The sequence below is a fragment of the Mesorhizobium sp. M0563 genome, assembly GCF_040321065.1.
Taxonomy (GTDB): Bacteria; Pseudomonadota; Alphaproteobacteria; order Rhizobiales; family Rhizobiaceae; genus Mesorhizobium.
Map to the genome: position 1 here is coordinate 10,001 of NZ_JAMYQV010000014.1, position 21,392 is coordinate 31,392.

Annotated in this window: 17 protein-coding genes and 1 pseudogene (1 of these 18 cut by a window edge); 5 read left to right on the forward strand and 13 right to left on the reverse strand. The window is 64.2% G+C overall.

Features of this window, described 5'->3' with window-relative positions; genetic code table 11:
• Positions 1-854, forward strand: the final stretch of a protein-coding gene (locus NKI50_RS18300; RefSeq protein ID WP_352717267.1) for a M23 family metallopeptidase. 1,105 nt of this gene lie to the left of the window's left edge; 854 of the gene's 1,959 nt are visible here — the last part of the coding sequence; its start codon lies off the left edge, out of view; it ends in the stop codon at positions 852-854.
• A gap of 16 nt (positions 855-870) precedes the next feature.
• On the opposite strand, the gene NKI50_RS18305 is transcribed toward NKI50_RS18300, so the two are convergent.
• The gene (locus NKI50_RS18305; protein WP_352643395.1) at positions 871-2,436 is read right to left on the reverse strand and encodes an MFS transporter; all 1,566 of its coding nucleotides are present in this window, start codon (positions 2,434-2,436) and stop codon (positions 871-873) included.
• A gap of 170 nt (positions 2,437-2,606) precedes the next feature.
• Between NKI50_RS18305 and NKI50_RS18310 the strand changes: the two genes are divergently transcribed.
• The gene (locus NKI50_RS18310) at positions 2,607-3,239 is read left to right on the forward strand and encodes a TMEM175 family protein (protein WP_352496396.1); all 633 of its coding nucleotides are present in this window, start codon (positions 2,607-2,609) and stop codon (positions 3,237-3,239) included.
• A 20-nt stretch (positions 3,240-3,259) separates the two neighbouring features.
• Here NKI50_RS18310 and NKI50_RS18315 read toward each other — a convergent pair whose 3' ends face one another.
• The 9 genes from NKI50_RS18315 to NKI50_RS18355 all read right to left on the reverse strand — a co-directional run bounded on the left by NKI50_RS18315 (position 3,260) and on the right by NKI50_RS18355 (position 15,912).
• On the reverse strand, positions 3,260-4,726 hold the full coding sequence (locus tag NKI50_RS18315) for a L,D-transpeptidase family protein (protein ID WP_352643393.1): 1,467 nt from the start codon (positions 4,724-4,726) through the stop codon (positions 3,260-3,262).
• A 235-nt stretch (positions 4,727-4,961) separates the two neighbouring features.
• Entirely contained in the window at positions 4,962-5,327 is a 366-nt protein-coding gene (locus NKI50_RS18320) for an MmcQ/YjbR family DNA-binding protein (RefSeq protein ID WP_352643391.1), read from the reverse strand.
• A gap of 100 nt (positions 5,328-5,427) precedes the next feature.
• Complete coding sequence (gene clpB / locus NKI50_RS18325) at positions 5,428-8,034, reverse strand: ATP-dependent chaperone ClpB (RefSeq protein WP_352483554.1); 2,607 nt, start codon at positions 8,032-8,034, stop codon at positions 5,428-5,430.
• Between the two features lie 238 nt (positions 8,035-8,272).
• Positions 8,273-9,232, reverse strand: coding sequence for a DUF4167 domain-containing protein (locus NKI50_RS18330; protein WP_502899026.1), 960 nt, complete (start codon positions 9,230-9,232; stop codon positions 8,273-8,275).
• Positions 9,233-9,536: 304 nt separating this feature from the next.
• On the reverse strand, positions 9,537-10,415 hold the full coding sequence (gene prmC / locus NKI50_RS18335; RefSeq protein WP_352496392.1) for a peptide chain release factor N(5)-glutamine methyltransferase: 879 nt from the start codon (positions 10,413-10,415) through the stop codon (positions 9,537-9,539).
• Positions 10,408-11,487, reverse strand: a complete 1,080-nt coding sequence (gene prfA, locus NKI50_RS18340; protein WP_352496391.1) for a peptide chain release factor 1 — start codon at positions 11,485-11,487, stop codon at positions 10,408-10,410. Before prfA ends, prmC begins: the two co-directional genes overlap by 8 nt.
• Positions 11,488-11,495: 8 nt before the next feature.
• The gene (gene ptsP, locus NKI50_RS18345) at positions 11,496-13,766 is read right to left on the reverse strand and encodes a phosphoenolpyruvate--protein phosphotransferase (protein WP_352483551.1); all 2,271 of its coding nucleotides are present in this window, start codon (positions 13,764-13,766) and stop codon (positions 11,496-11,498) included.
• A 130-nt stretch (positions 13,767-13,896) separates the two neighbouring features.
• A complete protein-coding gene (locus tag NKI50_RS18350; protein WP_352496390.1) occupies positions 13,897-15,150 on the reverse strand; it encodes an aspartate kinase in 1,254 nt (417 codons plus the stop codon).
• Positions 15,151-15,345: 195 nt separating this feature from the next.
• On the reverse strand, positions 15,346-15,912 hold the full coding sequence (locus NKI50_RS18355; RefSeq protein ID WP_023722293.1) for a putative glycolipid-binding domain-containing protein: 567 nt from the start codon (positions 15,910-15,912) through the stop codon (positions 15,346-15,348).
• A gap of 217 nt (positions 15,913-16,129) precedes the next feature.
• Between NKI50_RS18355 and ubiG the strand changes: the two genes are divergently transcribed.
• Positions 16,130-16,879, forward strand: coding sequence for a bifunctional 2-polyprenyl-6-hydroxyphenol methylase/3-demethylubiquinol 3-O-methyltransferase UbiG (ubiG, locus tag NKI50_RS18360; protein WP_352483548.1), 750 nt, complete (start codon positions 16,130-16,132; stop codon positions 16,877-16,879).
• Between the two features lie 19 nt (positions 16,880-16,898).
• Here ubiG and NKI50_RS18365 read toward each other — a convergent pair whose 3' ends face one another.
• Positions 16,899-17,789 (reverse strand): DMT family transporter, encoded by an 891-nt coding sequence (locus NKI50_RS18365; protein WP_352483547.1) that lies wholly within the window; start codon positions 17,787-17,789, stop codon positions 16,899-16,901.
• A gap of 96 nt (positions 17,790-17,885) precedes the next feature.
• Between NKI50_RS18365 and NKI50_RS18370 the strand changes: the two genes are divergently transcribed.
• A complete protein-coding gene (locus tag NKI50_RS18370) occupies positions 17,886-18,371 on the forward strand; it encodes a MarR family winged helix-turn-helix transcriptional regulator (RefSeq protein ID WP_352717272.1) in 486 nt (161 codons plus the stop codon).
• A gap of 39 nt (positions 18,372-18,410) precedes the next feature.
• Here NKI50_RS18370 and NKI50_RS18375 read toward each other — a convergent pair whose 3' ends face one another.
• A complete protein-coding gene (locus tag NKI50_RS18375) occupies positions 18,411-19,064 on the reverse strand; it encodes a Vgb family protein (RefSeq protein WP_023722289.1) in 654 nt (217 codons plus the stop codon).
• A 9-nt stretch (positions 19,065-19,073) separates the two neighbouring features.
• Positions 19,074-20,365 (reverse strand): annotated as a pseudogene (locus tag NKI50_RS30570) (helix-turn-helix domain-containing protein).
• A gap of 175 nt (positions 20,366-20,540) precedes the next feature.
• Between NKI50_RS30570 and NKI50_RS18390 the strand changes: the two are divergent.
• Positions 20,541-21,341 carry an SDR family NAD(P)-dependent oxidoreductase gene (locus tag NKI50_RS18390; RefSeq protein ID WP_352483545.1) on the forward strand — a complete coding sequence of 267 codons (801 nt, stop codon included), beginning with the start codon at positions 20,541-20,543 and terminating at the stop codon, positions 21,339-21,341.
• The last annotated feature ends 51 nt before the right edge of the window (positions 21,342-21,392 follow it).

A 21,392-nucleotide genomic window follows, 5' to 3' on the forward strand; every position in this document is an offset into this window, starting at 1 on the left:
TCGACGATTCGCCTGCGCCCGTGGGGCGCGGCAATCTACCGAACGTCTATGACGGCATCTATCGCACCGCCTATTCCTACGGCATGTCCAAGGCGATGACGCAGCGGCTGATCAAGTTGCTGGCATCCGGTGTCGATTTCCAGTCGCGCCTCAGTCCCACGGATCGCATCGAGGTGCTGTTCTCGCAGCCCGATGGCGACGACCAGGCGTCCGACGAATCCGAGCTGCTTTACGTCTCCGCGACTTTCGGCGGCACGACGCGAAATTTCTACCGTTTCCAGATGCAGGACGGCAGCACCGACTATTTCGACGAAAACGGCAGCAGCGCCCAGCAGTTTCTGCTTCGCAATCCCTTGCCCAATGGCAGGTTTACGTCGGGGTTCGGTGCCAGGCGCCACCCCATTTTGGGGTATGTGAAAATGCATACCGGCACCGACTGGGCAGCTCCGGTGGGCTCGCCGATTATTGCCGCGGGCAACGGCGTCGTCGAAAAGGCCGGCTGGGCTGGCGGCTATGGCAAGCAGATCATCCTGCGGCACGCCAATGGTTACGAGACGTCCTACAATCACCAGAGCGCCTTTGCCAAGGGCATTGAGCCGGGTGTTCGCGTTCGCCAAGGTCAGGTTATCGGCTATCTCGGCTCAACCGGCCTCTCCACCGGTCCGCATCTTCATTACGAACTGATCGTCAACGGCACCAAGGTCGATTCGATGCGCGTCCGCCTGCCGGTCGGCAAAACGCTGAAAGGCGACGACCTCGTCGCCTTCAAGCGCGAGCGCGAACGCATCGACGACCTGCTCAAGCAGGAAGACAGCAATCAGTTGAAGGTAGCGAGCGCCAAGATCGAAGGCTGAGCCGACGTTTTCGTCGTCAGCCCTGCTGATTCGCCGTGTCGCGCGCCCATGGCAGCCGCTCGCCGGAAACCGTCATCCAGGCGGTGATTGCCGAAAGCAGGCAAAGCAGCGCGGTCACTGCGGCAACGGCCGCGAATGCCGCGTCGCTGGCGGCAAGCCGTGCCGCATCGAGATCGGGCGCCAGGCCGGCGGGCGCCGGTTCGCCGAAACCCGGAATGCCGGAGCCGGCACCGGTATCGAGCACGGCAGCATAGACCCAGGCCGCCAGCGATCCCATCGCCGCCACGGCGATCAGGCCGCCGATGCGCGAGACGGCGTTGTTGATGCCCGAGGCCGCACCCGTATCCTTGTCCTCGACCGCCGTCATGATGGCGGTCGACAGCGGCGACACCACCAGCGCCATGCCGAACCCCATCAGCGCCATCAGCGGGAACACCCCCAACCAGAAATTATGGATGCCCCAATGGGCCAGCAAGGCAAGCCCGGCAAAGGCAACAGCCACAACCAGACTGCCGCTGGCGATCGGAAAGCGAGGCCCGATGCCGTCGGACCACTGGCCGACCGGCCCGGACAGCAGCGCGATCAATGCCGACAGCGGCAGGAAGATGAAGCCGACCTCGGCCGTGCTCAGCCCCCATCCGGCGATCATGAGCATCGGCAGATAGAACAGATTGGCCGACAGCGCGAAATAAAGGAAGAAGGTCGCCACATTGGCGCCCGCAAACGCCCCAATCCGAAACAGCGATAGGTCGATCATCGGCTCGCGCCGCCGGCGTTCGAAGACGATGAACACGACGAGCAAAACTGCGCCGGCGGCAATACTCGGGCCGGACATCAGCCCCTCCCCGTCACCGCTCATCGAGGTCAGGCCGTAAGCGAGCGCTCCGAACGCCAATATGGCGAGTGCTGCGCCACCGAGATCGAGGCTGCGCTTTTCCGCCGGCGCGTCGGCGGGAACCTTGGCCAGCAGAAGATAGATCGAGATAAGACCGAGCGGCAGGTTGATGGCGAAGATCGCCCGCCAGATGCCGTCGCCGAAGGCCGACAGCACGAAGCCGCCCAGCACCGGACCGAGCGCCATCGTCAGCGCTGATGCCGCCGCCCAGATGCCGATCGCCCGGCCGCGTTCCTTTTTCGGATAGGCTTTGGCGATAATGGCCAGGCTGCCCGGCACCATGACGGCCGCTCCAACACCCTGGATAGCCCGAAACGCAATAAGCACCGCCGGGTTAGGCGCCAACGCGCAGGCAAGCGAGGCGGCGATGAACAGGACGATGCCGGCGACGAAGGAGTGGCGCAGGCCGAAGCGATCGCCAGCGGCGCCGCCGACGAGAATGAGGGCTGAAAGCGTCAATGCATAGGCATTGGAAATCCATTGCGCCTCGGCGAGGCTGGCGCCGAGGTCGACGCGGATCGCCGGCGTCGCAATAGCCAGGACCGATCCGTCGATAAAGCCGAGTGCGGAAGCCAGGATCGCCGCGATCAGCACGAACCGCCGCTGCGCCTGCGGGCAAAACGTATCGGACGGAAGTGAGCCGGTCAGGGGAACGGCGCCGGTACCGACTTTGGTTGGCGTGTGCATGCTGCCTTACCTAGACCGCCGGGGGGCCAGCGACAACCGGCCGGCAGGCTGTTCTCGTTGAAACCAGCCCGAACCTGGCCATGCAGGCAGGACCACGCCAGTGCGGGTGCAAACGGCCGATGCCGTGCTAAGCTTCTTGCAGCGCGACTGGCAAGGGGGAAAATACCCGCATGAAACGACCGCTCGAACCCTCGGCGGAAGGACGTGGGCGCGTCGTCGGCATCACCGACGGCGTGTTCGCCATCGCGCTCACCCTGATCGTTCTCGAGATCAGGGTGCCAGCGCATGAAACGGTGCATTCCGAAAACGAGTTGATCGCCGCGGTCGCAGCACTGGCGCCGCGTTTTCTGACCTATGCGCTCAGCTTCCTGACGCTGACCATCTTCTGGTTCGGCCAGCAGGCGCAGCACGGGCTGATCGCGAAGTCCGACAGGCGGCTTGCCACGCTGAACCTTTGTTTTCTCGGTTTCATCGCCTTGCTGCCGTTCTCGACCGATCTTTTGGCCGACTTCCTCGAATTCAGAACCGCCGTGCTCGTCTACTGGCTCAATCTTTTGATGCTCGGGCTGACGCTGCTCGCCAGTTGGCGCTATGCGGACAAAAACGGCCTCCTGGCGGAAGGCGTCGATGCGGAGACCACCCGAACGGTCTATCTGCGCATCGTCAAGGCGCAGATCCTGTGGGCGATCGGCGCTGCACTCTGCCTCGTCAGCCCGCTGCTCAGCGTCGGCTTCATGTTGGTGGTGCAGCTGATCTATGCGGCGGCGCCACGCGCGCGACTGCTGCGCAAGATCATCGGGTGAGTGGAGCGAAAACGCTCAACTCAGTCGACGAACTCCACCGTCACGCCGGGCGACACGATTTTGGCCAGCTCGCGCGCGTCCCAATTGGTCAGCCGCACGCAGCCATGGCTTTCGGTCTTGCCGATCTTGGACGGATCCGGGGTGCCGTGAATGCCATAGGTCGGCTTGTCCAGCGCAATCCAGACCGAGCCGACCGGACCGTTCGGCCCCGGCGGGATGGTCAGGATCCTGTCGTTTTCGCCCTGCTTGAAATTGATGTTCGGGTTGTAGGTGTAATTCGGATCCAACGCGACACGCGACACCGCATGGGTGCCGGACGGCGACGGCGTGTCCGACGAGCCGATGGTCGCCGGATAGGCCGCGACCAGCTTGCCCGCCGCATCATAGGCGCGGACCTGCTTGTTGGCCTTGTCGGCGATGATGCGCGCCACCGGCGTCGCCACCAGCCTGCCGAAATTGGCGACCTTGATGATGATGCCGGGGCGGCTGAAATTGGCGTCCGGATTGAGCGATTTCAGATAGGCCTCGTCCATGTGGAAGCGCTCGGCCAGCGCCTCGGGCACCGACGTGTAGCCCATGCGGTCGAGCTGGGCCTTTTGGCTGTAGTCCTCCGGTATCGAGGCGACATAGGGGCCGGCCGCATCCTCGGGCGTGATCGTATAGGAGGCGAAGGCATCGCCACCGGATTGCGCCAGGGCGGCCTGGATGCCGATCGCATCGGTCGATTTCAGATTGCTGCCGGTGATCTCATTATAGGCGGCAAGCGCCTTGTCGACATTCGAGCCGAAGCGTCCGTCGATGACGCCGGGCGAAGAACCGGCACGGTCGAGCAGCACCTGCAGCGCCGCCACGTCCTGGCGGGCGCCGAGCGATAACGACGGGTCGACCGCCGTTTTGCCGCCAGTGCTTGGCGGCAAGGCCGCCTGCTCGCCCGGCACTGTCGGTTCGACCGGCTCGATCGAAGCCTCATTGAGCGGCTGGCGCTCAATGGTGCGCGGCTTCACCGGCTGCGCTTCCTCCGGAAAATTGTTGCCATAGCCGCCGTCATCCCGCGGCGCTTCGGGGAAGACTTCTGCCGAATTGTCGCCATAGGGGTCGTACTCGTCAGCCGGCGGCACGATGACCCTGCCTTCGTCTTCCAACTGCCTGCGACGGAACCGCGCCGTGTCCTCCGGATCGTCAAGATAATGGCGGTCGTCTTCGACCGGTCCGAGATTGCGCAGGCGCTCGCGGCGCAAGGCACGGCGATCGAGCCTGGTCTGCGGCGGCTGGATGGCGATAACCTTGCCGGTCTCCGCATCGACGATGACGCGGTTTCCCCTGGCGTCGTAATAGATGTCGAGATTGCCGTTCTGGGCGACAAGAATGCCGCCGTCATCGGCAGCACGACCCACCCGTGGCGCAGTATCCACTATCGGCGATGCCATCGTATTCGAAGCCAGCAGCCCGGCAGCAAGCGCTGAAAGGGTGAAGATGGTGCGCAACATGGTGGCCAAAATTCTCCGGTCCGTAACTGCCGCCGCCGGCATTGTCTCTCAAGAGCGCCGCGCGTCCTTTTGGGGCTTAAGGACACTCTAACGCTTTAAATCTCCGCATCGTGCTTTGCGAAAATCAAACTCGATTTCGGGCCGATGTGGTCGCGAACCCCTTCGCCAGCAAATCACTTGCGTACGATAAGGTTCCAATATGAACCGGGCATGAAGATGGCGGGTTTCTGACCGATTAACCGGCAGCAAGTCCCAATTCCTTGCGCGCCTGCTTCGTCAGCTTCAGCGCGACGAGACGGTGGCTTTCGCGTAGATAATCCTTCAACGCCTCATCATCCATGCTTTCGCCTGTCTGGCGCTGGATCCATTTCATGCCGCGCGAGGCGAGATAGGGTGCCGGCCGAAGGCCCGGCTGTTCCCTCAGCACGTCATAGGCGATATCGGAGCATTTGAAGGTGACGAACGGCTCTTTGCCTTCACTCCAGCCGCCGATTGCAAACACCTTGCCGCCGACTTTCCAGACATGGGCGCCGCCCCACTGCACGACATGGGTCGTCGAAGGCAGCGAGGCGCAGAAGCTGTTATAATCGTCCAGCGTCATCTGCGCCCCGCCAATGATGGTAGACCATGAGATCATGGTCAAAAAAGAAGAGAGGAGCCCATCCCGATTCCATCGGGATGGAACAGGCTTTGGCTTGAAGTCAGGCGGCCGCCTCGGTTGCCACGACCGCCGGCTTCGAGCGGAAGTTCAGCCGGTCGGACCCGGCGGTGACCTTGACGGTCGAGCCGTCGAGGATCTCGCCGAGCAGGATCTTTTCCGCCAGCGGATCCTGCAATTCCTTCTGCATCACCCGCTTCAGCGGCCGCGCGCCGTAGGCCGGATCATAGCCCTTGGCCGCCAGCCAGTCGATCGCCTCCTGATCGAGCGAAAGCGCGATCTTGCGGTCGACAAGCAGGTTTTCCAGCCGCTTGAGCTGGATTTCGACGATGCGGCCCATATCCTGCCGGCGCAGCCGGTGGAACAGGATCACCTCGTCGATGCGGTTGAGGAATTCCGGCCGGAACGAAGCCCTGACCACATTCATCACCTCGTCGCGCACCACGTCGACATCCTGGTCCTCGCCGAGATTGACCAGATATTCGGCGCCGAGGTTGGACGTCATGATGATCAGCGTGTTGCGGAAGTCGACCGTACGGCCCTGCCCGTCGGTCAGCCGGCCGTCGTCGAGCACCTGCAGCAGCACGTTGAACACGTCCGGATGCGCCTTCTCGATCTCGTCGAACAGCACGACCTGATAGGGCCGCCGCCGGATCGCTTCGGTCAGCGCGCCGCCTTCCTCATAGCCGACATAGCCGGGGGGCGCGCCGATCAGCCGGGCGACCGAGTGCTTCTCCATGAACTCCGACATGTCGATGCGCACCATGGCGCTCTCGTCGTCGAACAGGAAGCTGGCCAGTGCCTTGGTCAATTCGGTCTTGCCGACGCCCGTCGGTCCGAGGAACATGAACGAGCCGAGCGGCCGGTTCGGGTCCTGCAGGCCGGCGCGCGCACGGCGCACCGCTTTCGACACCGCCTGCACCGCCTCACCCTGGCCGACGACGCGCTTGCCGACCTCGTCTTCCATGCGCAACAGCTTGTCGCGTTCGCCTTCCAGCATCTTGTCGACCGGGATCCCCGTCCAGCGCGACACGATATGAGCGACGTGATCGGGGCCGACCACTTCCTCGACCATGCCGGCCTTGCCATCCCTGGCTTCAGCCTGCTTCAGCTGCTTTTCGAGTTCCGGGATCTTGCCATAGGCAAGTTCGCCGGCGCGCTGGAATTCGCCCTTGCGCTGCGCAATGGCAAGTTCGTTGCGCGCCTCGTCGAGCTGCTTCTTGAGGTCGGCGGCAAGCCCGAGCTTCTGCTTCTCGGCCTGCCACTTCGAGGTCAGCTCGGTCGATTCCTCCTCGAGGTTCGAGAGTTCCTTCTCAAGCCGGGCGAGCCGGTCCTTCGAGGCATCGTCCTTCTCGACCTTGAGCGCCTCGCGCTCGATCTTGAGCTGCATGATGCGGCGATCGATCTCGTCCAGCGCCTCGGGCTTCGAATCGACCTGCATCCTGAGCCGCGAGGCGGCCTCGTCGACGAGATCGATCGCCTTGTCCGGCAAGAAGCGGTCGGCGATGTAGCGGTTTGACAGCGTAGCGGCCGCGACCAGCGCCGAATCCGAGATGCGCACTTTGTGGTGCTGCTCGTATTTCTCTTTCAGGCCGCGCAGGATCGAGACGGTGTCTTCGACCGTCGGCTCATTGACGAAGACCGGCTGGAAGCGGCGGGCAAGGGCCGCATCCTTCTCGACATGCTTGCGGTATTCGTCGAGCGTGGTGGCGCCGACGCAGTGCAGCTCGCCGCGGGCCAGCGCCGGCTTCAGCAGGTTCGATGCATCCATGGCGCCATCCGCCTTGCCGGCGCCGACCAGGGTGTGCATCTCGTCGATGAACAGGATGATGCCGCCGGCCGCAGACGTGACTTCGGAAAGCACCGCCTTCAGCCGCTCCTCGAACTCGCCGCGGTATTTGGCGCCGGCGATCAGCGACCCCATGTCGAGCGCCATCAGCTGCTTGTCCTTGAGCGATTCCGGCACATCGCCATTGACGATGCGCAGCGCCAGCCCTTCGGCGATCGCCGTCTTGCCGACGCCGGGTTCGCCGATCAGCACCGGGTTGTTCTTGGTGCGGCGCGACAGCACCTGGATGGTGCGGCGAATTTCGTCATCACGGCCGATGACCGGATCGAGCTTGCCCGCGCGGGCGTCCGCCGTCAGGTCGCGCGCGTATTTCTTCAGCGCGTCGTAGCCCTGCTCGGCGCTCGCCGAATCGGCGGTGCGACCTTTGCGTACGTCGTTGATGACCTGGTTCAGCGCCTGCGGCGTGACACCCGCCTTGGACAGGATGTCGGCGGTCTTGGCCGACTTTTCCATGGCAAGCGCCTGCAAAAGCCGTTCGACGGTAACGAAGCTGTCACCGGCCTTCTTGGCCAGTTCCTCGGCGGTCGAGAACACCTTTGCCAGCGGCTGCGCCAAGTAGAGCTGGCCATTGCCGCCCTCGACCTTGGGCATTGCCTCCAGTGCCGTTTCGACGCCGAGCTTGACGTCACGGACATTGCCGCCGGCGCGCTCGATCAGCGACGCAGCCAGGCCCTCGTCGTCATCGACAAGGACCTTGAGGATATGCTCGGGGGTGAATTGCTGGTGGCTGCGGGAAAGCGCCATGGTTTGCGCGGACTGGATAAAGCCACGCACGCGCTCAGAATATTTTTCAAGATTCATGCCTGTCTCCTTCCGTCACCGGCCCGCTTCGCGGCACCGGATCAGATTGCGGTGACGGACCCGCCCGTTCGAGCCGGATCCTGTTCACGCAAGATATGGGACGCAAACCACGGACCCTCAAGACGCCTCGACACTGGCGAACGCATAATATTCCGAGCGCGCAAAAGGAAAACGGCGGAGATTTCTCTCCGCCGTCCATGGTAAAGGATGCGCTAAGATCGTCTGAACGTTTCTTCGATCAATTCTCGACGTCGGCAATAATAGGTTGACCGCCGGCATCTTCAGCCGGCGCCGCATCGACATTGCCAGTTTCGGCACGGTCAGGGCCGGAACTGTCAGGGCCGGCATTGTCGTTGCCGCCATTTGCCTGTTCGACATCGAGGCGCGGACGACGCGGACGCCTGGGGCGGCGGGCCGGGCTGTTTTCGGCAGCAGCTTCGTTGAGCTCGGCCTGGGCGGCGAGACCCGCCGGCGAAAGGTTTTCGAATTGCGGTGCGGGCTCGCTCACAAAGACCGGCTCAGCGGCCGGCACGGGCTCCGCCTGCGCCGGCATCTCGTCGCGCTGTGGCTGTTGTTCGACGCGCTGGCCACCCTGCTGCTCGCCGCGCGCGCCATATTCGCCGCGCTGGCCGTTCTGACCGTAACCGCCATTGGGGCGACGGTCGCGGTGGCGTCCGCCATTGTTGTCGCGGCCGTCACGGTTATCGCGGCCGCCCCGATTGTCGCGGCTGTTTTCCTGGTTCAGAGCCAGTTCGGCCGGCGTGCCATCGATGACCGGCTGCGGGCCGGCACCGTGATTGGCCGACGCCGAGGCCTCGTTGGCATTGTTGTTGCCGGCATTGTCGAACTCGTCGCGATCCTCGTCGCCGTCATCGTCGAAATCGTCTCGATTCTGCTGCGCGTTCTGGATCGGCATCTGTGCCTGAGCGGCTGCGATGATGCGGTTATAGTGCTCGGCATGCTGGAGATAGTTTTCCGCCATCACCCGGTCGCCGGAGCTTTGCGCGTCACGGGCAAGGGTTGCGTACTTCTCGGCAATCTGCTGAGCCGATCCGCGGATCTTCACGTCCGGACCGTTGCTCTCATAGTTGCGCGTCAGGGGATTCGGCCCCTTTCGGTTGTTGTTGTTATTGTTGTTGCCGCCGCCGCCATTGTTGTTGCGACCGCGCATGCGCCTGTTTTGCTGTTGTGGCCTCATTAGACTCTCTTCACTTTGAAATTTTCGAAAAACTCTTCACGAACGGAGGCGCTCATGCGGCCAGCCGTTTCGTTCCTTCACCGGCGTTCGCCCGCATCAATTGCGTTGGCGCCACGTGCCATCCTGTTCCGGTTACTTCACTTGCCGGACGATTCCCGCACGAAGCTTGGGCGTCGTTTGCGCAAGAAGGCAGCTATTTCCAAGGAAAACCGAATCGCTAAGAGCACTGCCTGCTTCGTCTCATCCGGTTAAGGCGACCCTAGCCGCATTCCCCGGTATTGCCAAGCGCTTTTTTCGCACTGCATCACGGCTTCCACCGTTCGAACACAAGAACTCTGTCGTTTCCGCCGAGATCACGAAACACCCCGACCGGACAGTACCCGGCCGCGGAGAATATCCCCGTAACCTGTTGGTGCTGCGTATGGCCGATCTCGACCGCAATCCTGCCTTGGAGTTCCAAATAGGCTGCCGCTCCTGCGGCGATCTTCCTGTAGGGGCTCAGACCGTCCACGCCGCCATCCAGGGCCTGGCGTGGATCGAAACCGCGGACCTCGTCCTGCAGATTTCCAATGTCGTCTGAGGGTATATAGGGAGGGTTTGCGACAATTACATGGTACCGGCCAGAAACTTTTTCAAACCAGTCGGATTTGAGCGCCGTGAACCGACCGGCGAGCCCCAATTCCCCGGCATTACGCATGGCCGTGACCAGCGCCTCTCGCGAAATGTCGACGCCGGTGGCGGTCGCGGCCGGGACAGCGCTGAGCAGCGCCAGCGCGATGGCACCGGTGCCGGTCCCCAGATCGAGGACGCGGCAGCCGCCTTCGCGTGCCGCCACTGCCTTGACGAAGGGCAGTATAGCCTCGACCAGCGTTTCGGTATCCGGCCGCGGCTCCAGCGTTTGCGGCGAAAGCGACAGGCGCAAGCCGTAGAATTCGCGATAGCCGAGGATGCGGTGCACCGGCTCGCCGGCGATACGCCGCCGCAGTGCGGCATCGATCGCTGCTCTCACGCCCGCATCGACCGTTTGCTCGGGATCGGCGATGGCCTGCGTGCGGGTCGTGCCGGAAAAATGCTCGACGATCAGCCTGGCATCGAGCGCCGGATCCGCGATCCCGGCCGCGGTAAGCCGGTTTCGCGCCTCCCGCAACAGTGAGGCGAGCGTGCCGGGCAGGCCGTCAGCCATCGAGGCCGATATCGGCGAGCAGCTTCGACTGGTGATCGGCGATCAGCGCGTCGATGATCTCGTCAAGCTCACCCATCATCACCCGGTCGAGCTTGTAGAGCGTCAGGTTGATGCGATGATCGGTGACGCGCCCTTGCGGAAAATTATAGGTGCGGATGCGTTCCGAGCGGTCGCCCGAGCCGACCTGCGACTTGCGCGATTCGGAGCGTTCCTCGTCCGCCTTGCTGCGCTCGAGGTCGTAGAGCCTGGCGCGCAGGATCTGCATGGCCTTCGCCCGGTTCTGGTGCTGCGACTTTTCCGCCTGCACCACCATGATGCCGGTCGGCAGATGGGAGATGCGCACGGCCGAATCGGTGGTGTTGACGTGCTGGCCGCCGGAACCCGAGGCGCGCATCGTGTCGATGCGGATGTCTTCGGCCCTGATGTCGATATCGACCTCTTCCGCTTCCGGCAACACCGCGACCGTCGCCGCCGAGGTATGGATGCGCCCGCCCGCCTCCGTCGTCGGCACACGCTGCACGCGGTGCACGCCGGATTCGAATTTCAGATGCGCAAAGACGCCCTTGCCCGAAACGGTGGCTATGATTTCCTTGTAGCCGCCGACCTCGCCCTCGCTGGCCGACACCGTCTCGAAACGCCAGCCATGCGCCGCGGCATAGCGCTCGTACATGCGAAACAGGTCGCCGGCGAAAAGTGCCGCCTCGTCACCGCCGGTGCCGGCGCGGATTTCGAGGATGGCGTTCTTTTCGTCGGCGGCATCCCTTGGCAACAGCAGGATTTGGATGTCCTGCTGCAGCGCCTCGATGCGATGCTTGACCCCTGGCAGATCGGCCTCGGCCAAGGCCCGCATCTCGGCGTCGGTGCCCTTGTCGGCGAGCATCGCCTCCAGATCGGCCTGTTCGCGCTCCGCGGCGCGCAGCGCCCTGATCTTTGCCACCATCTCCTGGATGTCGGCATATTCGGAGGCCATCCTGACATAGGCGTCCGCCGCCGGCCCGGCCGACATCTGCGCTTCGAGCATGTCGAAACGCTTGACGACTTGGTCCATACGGTCGCGGGGCAGGTTGATCATGGCGAAGTCTATAGCGGTATGGAGCGGTCGTCGGCAAAGGCTTGCAGCAGCGCCCGCATCGGCAGGCCTTGCGCCGGCGCCATCAGATTGTCGTCGAAGAACGCTTCCAGTTCGCTGAGCGGCAGTTCCGTCAGCATCGCCTTGACCGGGCCGATCGAAGCCGGCGACATCGAGATCGAGCGATAGCCAAGGCCGATCAGCGCCATCGCCGAAATCGGCTTGCCGGCAAGTTCGCCGCACAGGGTCACCGGCGTATGGTTGCGCGCTCCGGCGTCGGCAATTTTCTTCAAAACACGCAGGAACGGCGTCGAGAGCGGGTCGAAGCGGTCGGACAATTGGGTGTTGCCGCGATCCACCGCCATGACGAACTGGAACAGATCGTTCGAGCCGACCGAGACGAAATCGACCGCCTTCATCAACTCGTCGAGCTGGAACAGCAGCGACGGCACCTCCAGCATCGCGCCCACCTTGAGGCTGGTCGGCAAATGATGGGCAAAGCGCGACAAATGCCGCACCTCGCGATCGATGATCTCGCGCGCCTGCACGATCTCGCCGAGTTCCGTCACCATTGGCAGCATCAGCTTCAGTTCGCGCCCGCCGCACGCCTTGAGCAGTGCGCGGATCTGGGTGCGCAGCAGGCCGGGCCGGTCGAGCGTCAGGCGGATGGCGCGCCAGCCGAGCGCCGGGTTCTCCTCCTGGATCGACCCCTTGAAATAGGGCAGCACCTTGTCGCCGCCGATATCGATGGTGCGGAACGTCACCGGCTTGCCGCGCGCCGCCTCGAGCACGTCGCGATAGAGCCGCTCCTGCGCTTCGGCGCGCGGAAAAGTCGAGGCGACCATGAATTGCAGCTCGGTGCGGAACAGGCCGATGCCGGCCGCGCCAGCTTCGGCCAGTTGCGGCAGGTCGACCGCCAGCCCGGCATTCATCAGAAGATCGACCTGGACACCGTCCTTGGTCACCGACGGCTTCTTGCGCAGCTCGCGGTAGACCTCCTGCCGCCGCGCCCTGAAGCGCACTTTCTCGGCATAGGCCGCCTCGAGGTCGGGCTGCGGGCGCAGATGGATCGCGCCTTCCTCGCCGTCGACGATGATGGCATCGCCGTTTTCCGCCATGGAAACGGCGCCCTTCATCTGGCCGGCGACCGGTATGCCCATCGCACGGGCCACGATGACGACATGGCTGGTCGCCGCGCCGTCCTCCAGCACCAGTCCGCGCAGCTTGTCTCTGGGATAGTCAAGCAGCTCGGCAGCACCCATCGAGCGGGCGACGATAATGGCGTCCTTGGGCAGCGAGGCCGCGACGTCCTCCGGTCCGCGCCCCATAAGCTGCCGCAGCAACCGGTTGGCGAGATCGTCGAAATCGCTCATCCGTTCGCGCAGATACGGATCGGTCATGTGCAGCATGCGGGCACGCATGTCGCTCTGCACCTTTTCGACCGCCGCTTCGGCCGTCAGGCCGTTGCGGATCGCCTCCTCCAGCCGGCGTACCCAGCCACGGTCGTTGGCGAACATGCGATAGGCTTCGAGCACCTGGCGATGCTCGCCCTCGAAGGCGACGTCGCGGCGCTCCAGCATGTCGTCGATGGAGAGCCTGAGCGAGCCGAGGGACGCGTCGAGCCGCCTGACCTCCTCCTCGCTGTCCTCGTTGAACAGGTTGGTGACGACAATGCGCGGCTCGTGCAGCACCACATGGCCGAGCCCGACGCCTTCATTGAAGGACAGGCCGGTAAAGCTTACCGGGCGACGCAGATCGAGCTCGAGGCCGGGGCGCGTCAGCCGCTCCAGATCGCCGGTGGCGATCATCTCGGCGATCACCATCGCCGTCGTTTCCAGCGCCTCGACCTCGTCGTCTCGATAATGGCGCATGGTCTTGTTCTGCACGACCAGGACGCCGAGCGTCCGCCCTGCCCTCAGCACCGGCACGCCGAGGAAGGAATTGTAGATTTCTTCCCCGGTCTCCGGCAGGTAGGCGAAGGCAGGATGCTCCTGTGCATTGGAAAGGTTGAGCGGCCGCGCCGAGGCCGCGATCGTGCCGACCAGGCCTTGACCCAGCCTGAGCTGCGCCAGGTGGACGGCGTTCGGGTTCAGGCCTTCGGTGGCGTAGAGCTCGAGCACCGAATCGGCGCGCAGCACATAGAGCGAGCAGACCTCGGCAACCATGTTGGAGGCGATGTCGCGCACGATCCGGTCAAGCCGCTCCTGCGGCTCCAGCGGCTCTTGCATGAGCTCGCGGAGCCGTTTCAGCAAAACGCGCGGGCCACTGGCCGAATCACGCATCGCGGCTTCTTCTCCAATAGCATTTCAGCCGGTGCAGGTTGCCCTGCACAGCGGCACAAACGCAACAACTCAATTAGAGCGCCGTGCGTCCAATTGAACGCATAAAGGCCGCTCCAAGACTTTCGATCTGCTACTGCTTATCCAGACCGTAGACGGAATGCAAAGTGCGAACTGCTAGTTCCGTATAGGGACCGTCGATCAGGATCGAAATCTTGATTTCGGACGTTGTAATGGCGCGGATGTTGATCGACCTGTCGGCCAGCGCCTTGAAGGCGGTGGCGGCGACGCCGGCATGGCTGCGCATGCCGATGCCGATGACCGAGACCTTTGACATGCCGGCTTCCGACTGCACCACATCGTAGCCGATCGTCGCCTTCAGCCGTTCGAGCACGGCAAGCGCCTTGTCGACGTCGCCGGATGGCACGGTGAAGGTCATATCGGTGAACTTGCCGTCCTCGGAAATGTTCTGGACGATCATGTCGACGTTGATGTTGGCCTCGGCGAGCGGCCCGAAAATGCCGGCGGCGACGCCCGGCCGGTCGCCGACGCGGCGCAGCGATATCTGCGCCTCGTCCTTGGCATAGGCAATTCCGGTGACGACCTGCTGTTCCACGATCTCTTCCTCGTCGCAAATAAGCGTTCCCGGCGGATTGAGCAAATCCCCCATTCCGGGTGCATCGGGATCGTCGAAGGACGACCGCACAAAGGTACGCACCCTGTGCACCATGGCAAGCTCGACCGAGCGCACCTGCAGGACCTTGGCGCCCAGCGAGGCCATTTCGAGCATTTCCTCGAAGGAAATCTTGGCCAGCCGCCGCGCCTTCGGCTCGATGCGCGGATCGGTCGTGTAGACCCCGTCGACATCGGTGTAGATGTCGCAGCGGTCGGCCTTGACCGCCGCCGCGATGGCGACAGCGCTGGTATCGGAACCGCCGCGGCCGAGCGTTGCGATCCGGTTGTCCGGCCCGATGCCCTGGAAACCGGCCACCACCGCCACCTGGCCTTCGCCGAAGCGCTTGATCAGGAACGCGCCGTCAATATCGAGAATGCGCGCCGCGCCATGCGCGTTGTCGGTCTTGATCGGGATCTGCCAGCCTTGCCAGGAGCGGGCATGCACGCCGATATTCTGCAGCGCGATCGCCAGCAAGCCGGCGGTGACCTGCTCGCCGGCCGCGACGACGGCGTCATATTCGCGCGCATCGTGCATCGGCGAGGCCTCGCGCGTCCAATGCACGAGCTCGTTGGTCTTGCCGGCCATCGCCGAGACCACGACGGCGACCTCATGGCCGGCATCGACCTCGCGTTTGACGTGACGCGCCACATTGCGGATGCGGGCGATGTCGGCGACGGACGTTCCGCCGAATTTCATCACGATGCGCGCCATGGAAGCGAAATGCCTTTGACTGAATGCCGGACCGAGGGCCGAAAAGCGGAAATGCGTCCGACCGGGCCGGACGCTCAATGCGCGGCCTCCTTAGCCAAATGATCGCGGTTTCGCAAGGCATGCCGCCGCTGCCGGCCAGGCGACACACGAGCGCAGTGTCACGCCTGCACTGCTTGTTGGCAAATGCCGCTCGCTTCAGCCCTGCAGTGCCGTGGCTCTCCACAGGCGCGGATAATCGAGGACGAAACCGAGCGGCGAGACCTCCAGCATCTCGTTGTAGCCGAACAGCGGCGCGGCATAGGCGTAGTGTGCTGCATCGACGCGCTGATAGGTCTGTTCCAGGTGCGTCAGCCTCAGGTCGGGAAATGTCAGATAGGCCGCCGGGGCGGGCGTCGCCGTGCCGACATCGAGGGCAAAACGGCGGAGCGCCAAAAGGTTTGTGGCAGGCGTGAAGCCGAGATCGACATCGATGAGACCGTCGGCTTCCGCTTGATGCTCGCCGTTCAGCGTCCATTGGCGCTCGGTAAGCCGGTCGATGCCATAATGCAGCTCTTGCGTGCCGAGGAAGCCGTCGGCACGCGCCGAGCGCGTATGCCAGCCGGTATCGCAGTCCACCTCGTAGGCGATGCTGCACGGCTTGCCGTCCTGGACGAAAAGCGCGTGTCCCCTGAGGTTCCACCCGGAACTCGCTTCCGACAGCAGGCAAGCGTCGTGGCCTTCCTGGTCAAGCCGGCGCCAAAGAATGGAAGCAACCGTTCGCATCGTTGTGCACTCCTTCGATCACCATGTCTCTGCTTCGTCCGCCAGGGCATTGGTGTTTCCTTCCGGGACACCATCAACTGACATGTGCTGACACAATTGCCTCCGGCAAAAGGCGGTGCTGTCAGGCATCACGCGCATCGCGCTGCCGGCGGTGAATTTCGCGCCTTGACATTCGCAGCCTTGCGCCCGACTTCCTAGCGTCCGAGGAGACCACGCCATGCCAGAGCCCCGACGATCGACGATCGATGCCGGAGAGGTGGAACGATTTTCCGCCCTTGCCGCCGAATGGTGGAACCCGAACGGCAAGTTCCGCCCGCTGCATAAGTTCAACCCGATCCGGCTTGCCTATATCCGCGACCAGGTGGCGGCCCGCTTCGGCCGTGATCCGCGTGCGGCACGGCCGTTCGAAGGCCTGCGCTTCCTCGACATAGGCTGCGGCGGCGGGCTTTTGTGCGAGCCGATGGCGCGGCTTGGCGCCGAAGTGGTCGGCGCCGATGCCTCCGCCACCAACATCGAAGTGGCCAAGCTGCATGCGGCGGAAGTCGGCGTGAGCGTTGACTACCGCGCCATGACCGCGGAAGACCTGGCCGACGCTGGCGAAAAATTCGACGTCATCCTCAACATGGAAGTGGTCGAGCATGTCGCCGATGTCGATCTGTTCCTGGCCAAATGCGGCGAGATGGTCAAGCCCGGCGGCATCATGTTCGTCGCCACCATCAACCGCACGCTGAAGGCCCTGGGCCTGGCCATCATCGGCGCCGAATATGTGCTGCGCTGGCTGCCCCGCGGCACCCACCAGTTCGGCAAGCTGGTGCGCCCCGAGGAACTCGAAAAGGCGCTTGCCGGCGCCGGCCTGACCGTCATCGACCGCACCGGGGTCAGCTACAGCCCGCTCGCCGATCGCTGGCAGCGGTCGAAGGACATGGACGTCAACTACATGGTGCTGGCGGAGAAGGTATCCGTCTGAAGCTTACGCCTTCTGGCCCCTATGTCTTCTGGCTTTGCGCCTTGGTGGTGATGAACACGCCGGCGGTGATGATGACGGCACCCGCCCAGGTCAGCAACTGATAGCGCTCGCCGAGGAAGAGCGTCCCGGCAAACAGCCCGACCGCCGCCGCCACATAGCCGATCTGGCTGAGATAGACCGGGCCGCCGACCGCTTGCAGGCGGAAGAAGAAGGCGAACATCGCCGAGGCTGATGCCACCTGTGCCGCAGCGACCAGCGGCACGCCGCCGAGCGAGCCGAATGCATTGCCGCCCAGCAGGACCAGAATGCCGGCAAGCAGCATCAAGGCTGCTGCCAGATGGCTGCCGACGGCAAGCTCGATCGGGCCGGTGTCTTCAGGCCAGTCGACGGTGCGGTAGATGTTGCCGGCGGCGAGGCTGACCGGGATGAGCAGGCCCATCGCCACCCAGAAAAATTCGGCCGGATGGCCCGCTTCCCCGCGCGTCACGGCCACCATGACTGCGCCCACGAAACCGACGACTATGCCGACGATGCCCAGCATGGTCGGGCGCCTGACCCCGAGCAGCATCGAGAACACCAGCGTGACGACCGGCGACAGCGTGAACATGATGCCGCTGTAGCCGGCGCCCAGATGCGGAATGGCTGAAAACATCAGCAGATTGGGGATTGCGTAGGAGACGGCCGCGGTGACAAAGAAATAGCGCAGCCTGTGCGGCGAAAGCCGCATGCGCTGCCCGTTGAGCAGCAATGCGCACAAAAGCACGCCGCCGGCGCCAAGCGAGATGACGAAGGCCCAGACCATGGCGGGGACGCCGGCCGCCGTCGCGATCTTGCCGAACGGCAGCGTCAGGCCGAGCAGTCCACCGGTGACGACCAGAAGGCCAAGCGCCGAGTCCCAGAGAAATTTCATCGCCGTCCCATCGCCTGTTCGCACTTGGCCGATACCACAAGCTGAGGTACGATAAGGTAAAGATTCTTCACGTCAAGATACATAACGGTGAGAGACATGGATCGCGCAGCAAAAGCGATGGAGCAGTGGAAAAAGGAACGGCCGGATCTCGATGTCTCGCCGATGGCCGTGCTCGGACGGTTGAACGAGGCTGCCTCGTTGATCGCGCGGGAGCGGCTGGCGCCGCTGTTTGCAAGTTACGGACTGCAATCCGGAGAATTCGATGTGCTGGCGACGCTGCGTCGTTCCGGGCCGCCATACGCGCTGACGCCGACCGCTCTGTACGAGGCGACGATGGTGACATCGGGCGCGATGACCAACCGCCTCGATCGGCTCGAGAAATCCGGCTTGATCAAGCGCGGGCCACATCCCGACGATCGCCGCGGCATCGTCGTACAACTGACCCGGAAGGGCCTCGCTTTGATCGACGAGGCGGTTGCCGCGCACGTTGCCAACGAGCACGAGATACTTTCCGGCCTGATACGCCCGGAGCAGGTCATGCTGGCACGCCTGCTCGAAAAATTGATCGCGAGCCTAGGCTAACCAAACCGGCCAAAAGGGCCGGCCGAGAAGGTGGAAAACTCAAATCCTGGCCGCGGAGCCTCGTTTGGGCCGGCGGACAGCTCTGATCTTGCCGCTGTTTCCGCCGCCACAGAAAAACTGGTCACCGCCATCGGATTCGAGCCCCGACACGCCTGTTCCTGGCGGCATATCGAGCTTCTCCAGGACCTTTCCCGTTTCAGGATCGATCCGCCGGACATCGCTCTCCTCACCCTCCCAGGTGCCATGCCACAGCTCGCCATCGACCCAGCTGACCCCGGTGACGACGCGGTTGGAAACGATGGTGCGAAGGATTGCCCCTGTCTCGGGATCGACCTGATGGATCTTTCGGCCCCGGTGCTGCCCGACCCAGAGTGTTCCTTCGGCCCAGGCGAGCCCGGAATCACCGCCATTGCCGGGCGCCGGGATCGACGCCAGCACCTGGCCATTCTTCGGATCGATCTTGTGGATGCGATCCTCGGCGATCTGATAGAGGTGCTGGCCGTCGAAGGCCGTGCCGGCGTGTGCCGCGACATCGATCGAGCGCACCACTTTGCCGCTCGCCGGATCGAAGGCGTTCAACCTGTCACCTGACGCAAACCAGACATGCTCACCGTCGAAGGTAACGCCGTCGACGTGGTCGACACCCGGAAAGGGTCCATATTCACGGAGGATTTCGGCTGAGGATCGTTTCATAATACCACCCTAGTAGCCCGGCAGCGGGCCGGGGAGTAACAAGATTGTCGGGAAACCCGGCACCGGCGGGGTCATCCAGCGACGCGCCCGCCCGCGGCCGAACGACTGCACCTTGCCTGACTGGGCGAGTTGCTCGAGCGCCCGCTGCACGGTACGCGAACTGGCTCCAAGCGCAATCGCCAAGGCCGAGCTCGACCACGACTCGCCGTCGGCGAGGAAGGCGAGCACCGCGGCATGATCGTCCTCGACGGGCGGCGCCAGCACGACGACCTCGCCGGCGCGGCGCGGCGCCAGGGCAAAGCCCCGCTTCGTCGCGCTCACATCGGCCAAGCTCCGAAGCTCCGCGCGAAGCCGCCCGATTTCGACCCGTAACCGCGCGCGATGTGATTCGTCCGCGTCCTTTCCCCGGAAAGCGCGCGCAATAAGCGTCGATCTTGCCACGTCCCCCGGCCAGGCTTCGGCCAGCGCGCGGGCAACAGCGAACAGCACCGGGCGGGTCGCCAGCGAGACGACGGTGTCTGCGACCCGCACGACATTGCGGCATGCATCCACCACGAGCGCCCCCGACGCCAGGAGCGCTTCGACTTCGTCGAGCAGAAGGGGCCGTTCCTCGCCACGGGCGACAAGGCGTGCCGCCGGCGTCTCCAGCACCAGCGATGCGCTCTCCACCTCTGCGGTCAGCGCGGGGATGCCGGCCGGGGGGGGGGGGCGCCCCCCCCCCCCCCCCGGGGCGGGCGCGCGCGCCGGCCCCCCGCCCCGCCCGGGGGGGGGGGCGCCCCCGCCCCCCGGGGGGGTGGGGGGGGGCGCCCAGGACCGGTCCGCAAGCGGCGGATGGCGATGCCGGCGACAGCCAGCTCGTGGGCGGCCCGCGATGCCGGCGGCAGCGGCGAGGGATCGAAGCCGTCCAGCCTGCGCTCGGCTTCGTCTAGATGACCAATCAGCAGCAGGCGCCGAACTTCGAGGTTGCGCGCATGCGCGGCGTTGACGCGGTCGCCATGCTTTTCAAGCGTCGCCCGCGCGGTGTCGAGTGCCTTGGCCGGCCAGGCGAGGTCGCGCGAGACGAGCGCGATCTCGGCCTCGGCGACGATACACCTCGCGCGGGCCACGGCCTCCCTCGGGCTGAATGCGTGCGCCGCCCTCTTGAGAAGAACCTTCGCCCTATTCAGGTCGCCAAGCTGCGCCATCGCGATACCGCGCAACGCAAGGGCCGGCGCATCGTCGCGCAGCGCAACCCGTTTCAAGGCGCCGAGCGGATCGCCCGCCGCGAGCGCATGCGCCGCGGCCGTGATCAGCGAGTCCATCGGAATCCCGTCACACTTGTCACTCCCATGGCTTCGACATCCGGCGCTAAGTCCATCTCACCAACCAGTCGTATCGAGAATGGCGACTGTAGCCAACCTGAGTTGCGGCGCGCCTGAGTTGCGGCGCGATTGTGCACTGAGCTCGAACACAACGATAAGCACTAGGAGAGACGCAATGAAGATCGAAGGCACAACTATCCTGGTGACTGGAGCCAATCGGGGCATCGGTCGGGCACTGGTCGAGGAAGCCCTGAGCAGAGGCGTAAAGCGCGTCTATGCCGCAACCCGCCAAGCCATGGCTCACCCGGACCGGCGTGTGACGTCCCTGACCATGGATGTAACGAACGCTGCGCAGATCCGGGAGGCCGTCGAGAAAATCGATGCTCTCGATATCCTCATCAACAATGCCGGCGTATCGCCCTTCGACGACCTCAGCGACCGTCGCGTGCTCGAACAACAGCTCGCCGTAAACCTCTTCGGCGCGTATGACGTGACCCAGGCTCTGCTGCCGTTGCTGGCCCGGTCGCGGGGAGCCATCGTCAACATTCTGTCGCTGGCCTCTATTGCCGCCGTGCCGTTCAGTCCGGCTTACTCGATCTCGAAGGCGGCCTCGTTCTCACTGTCACAGTCGTTGCGCACCCTCTTGGCCGGACGGGGTGTCAGCGTCCACAGGGTCCTTCCCGGCCCCGTGGACACGGACATGACACGGGGCCTGGACATCCCGAAGGCCTCTCCGGAGTCTGTTGCGCGAGCGATCCTGGACGGCGTGGAGAACGGCGAGGAGGAAATCTTCCCCGATCCCATGTCGGAATCCGTGGCGGAGGGTTGGCGCAGCAGTGCGGTCAAGGCGCTTGAACGCCAGTTTGCAGGCTATGCGGAAGCAAGCCCGTCAAGTGAAGCAAGCCCGTCAAGCAGTGGGCACGAAAGAAGCAGCGAAACGACTACCCGAGAAGCCCATCCTTGCTGCTCGGCATGAAACTGCAGACGCCTGTGCAGGGGGCGGCAGCACCGCCGCCCTCGACGCCGG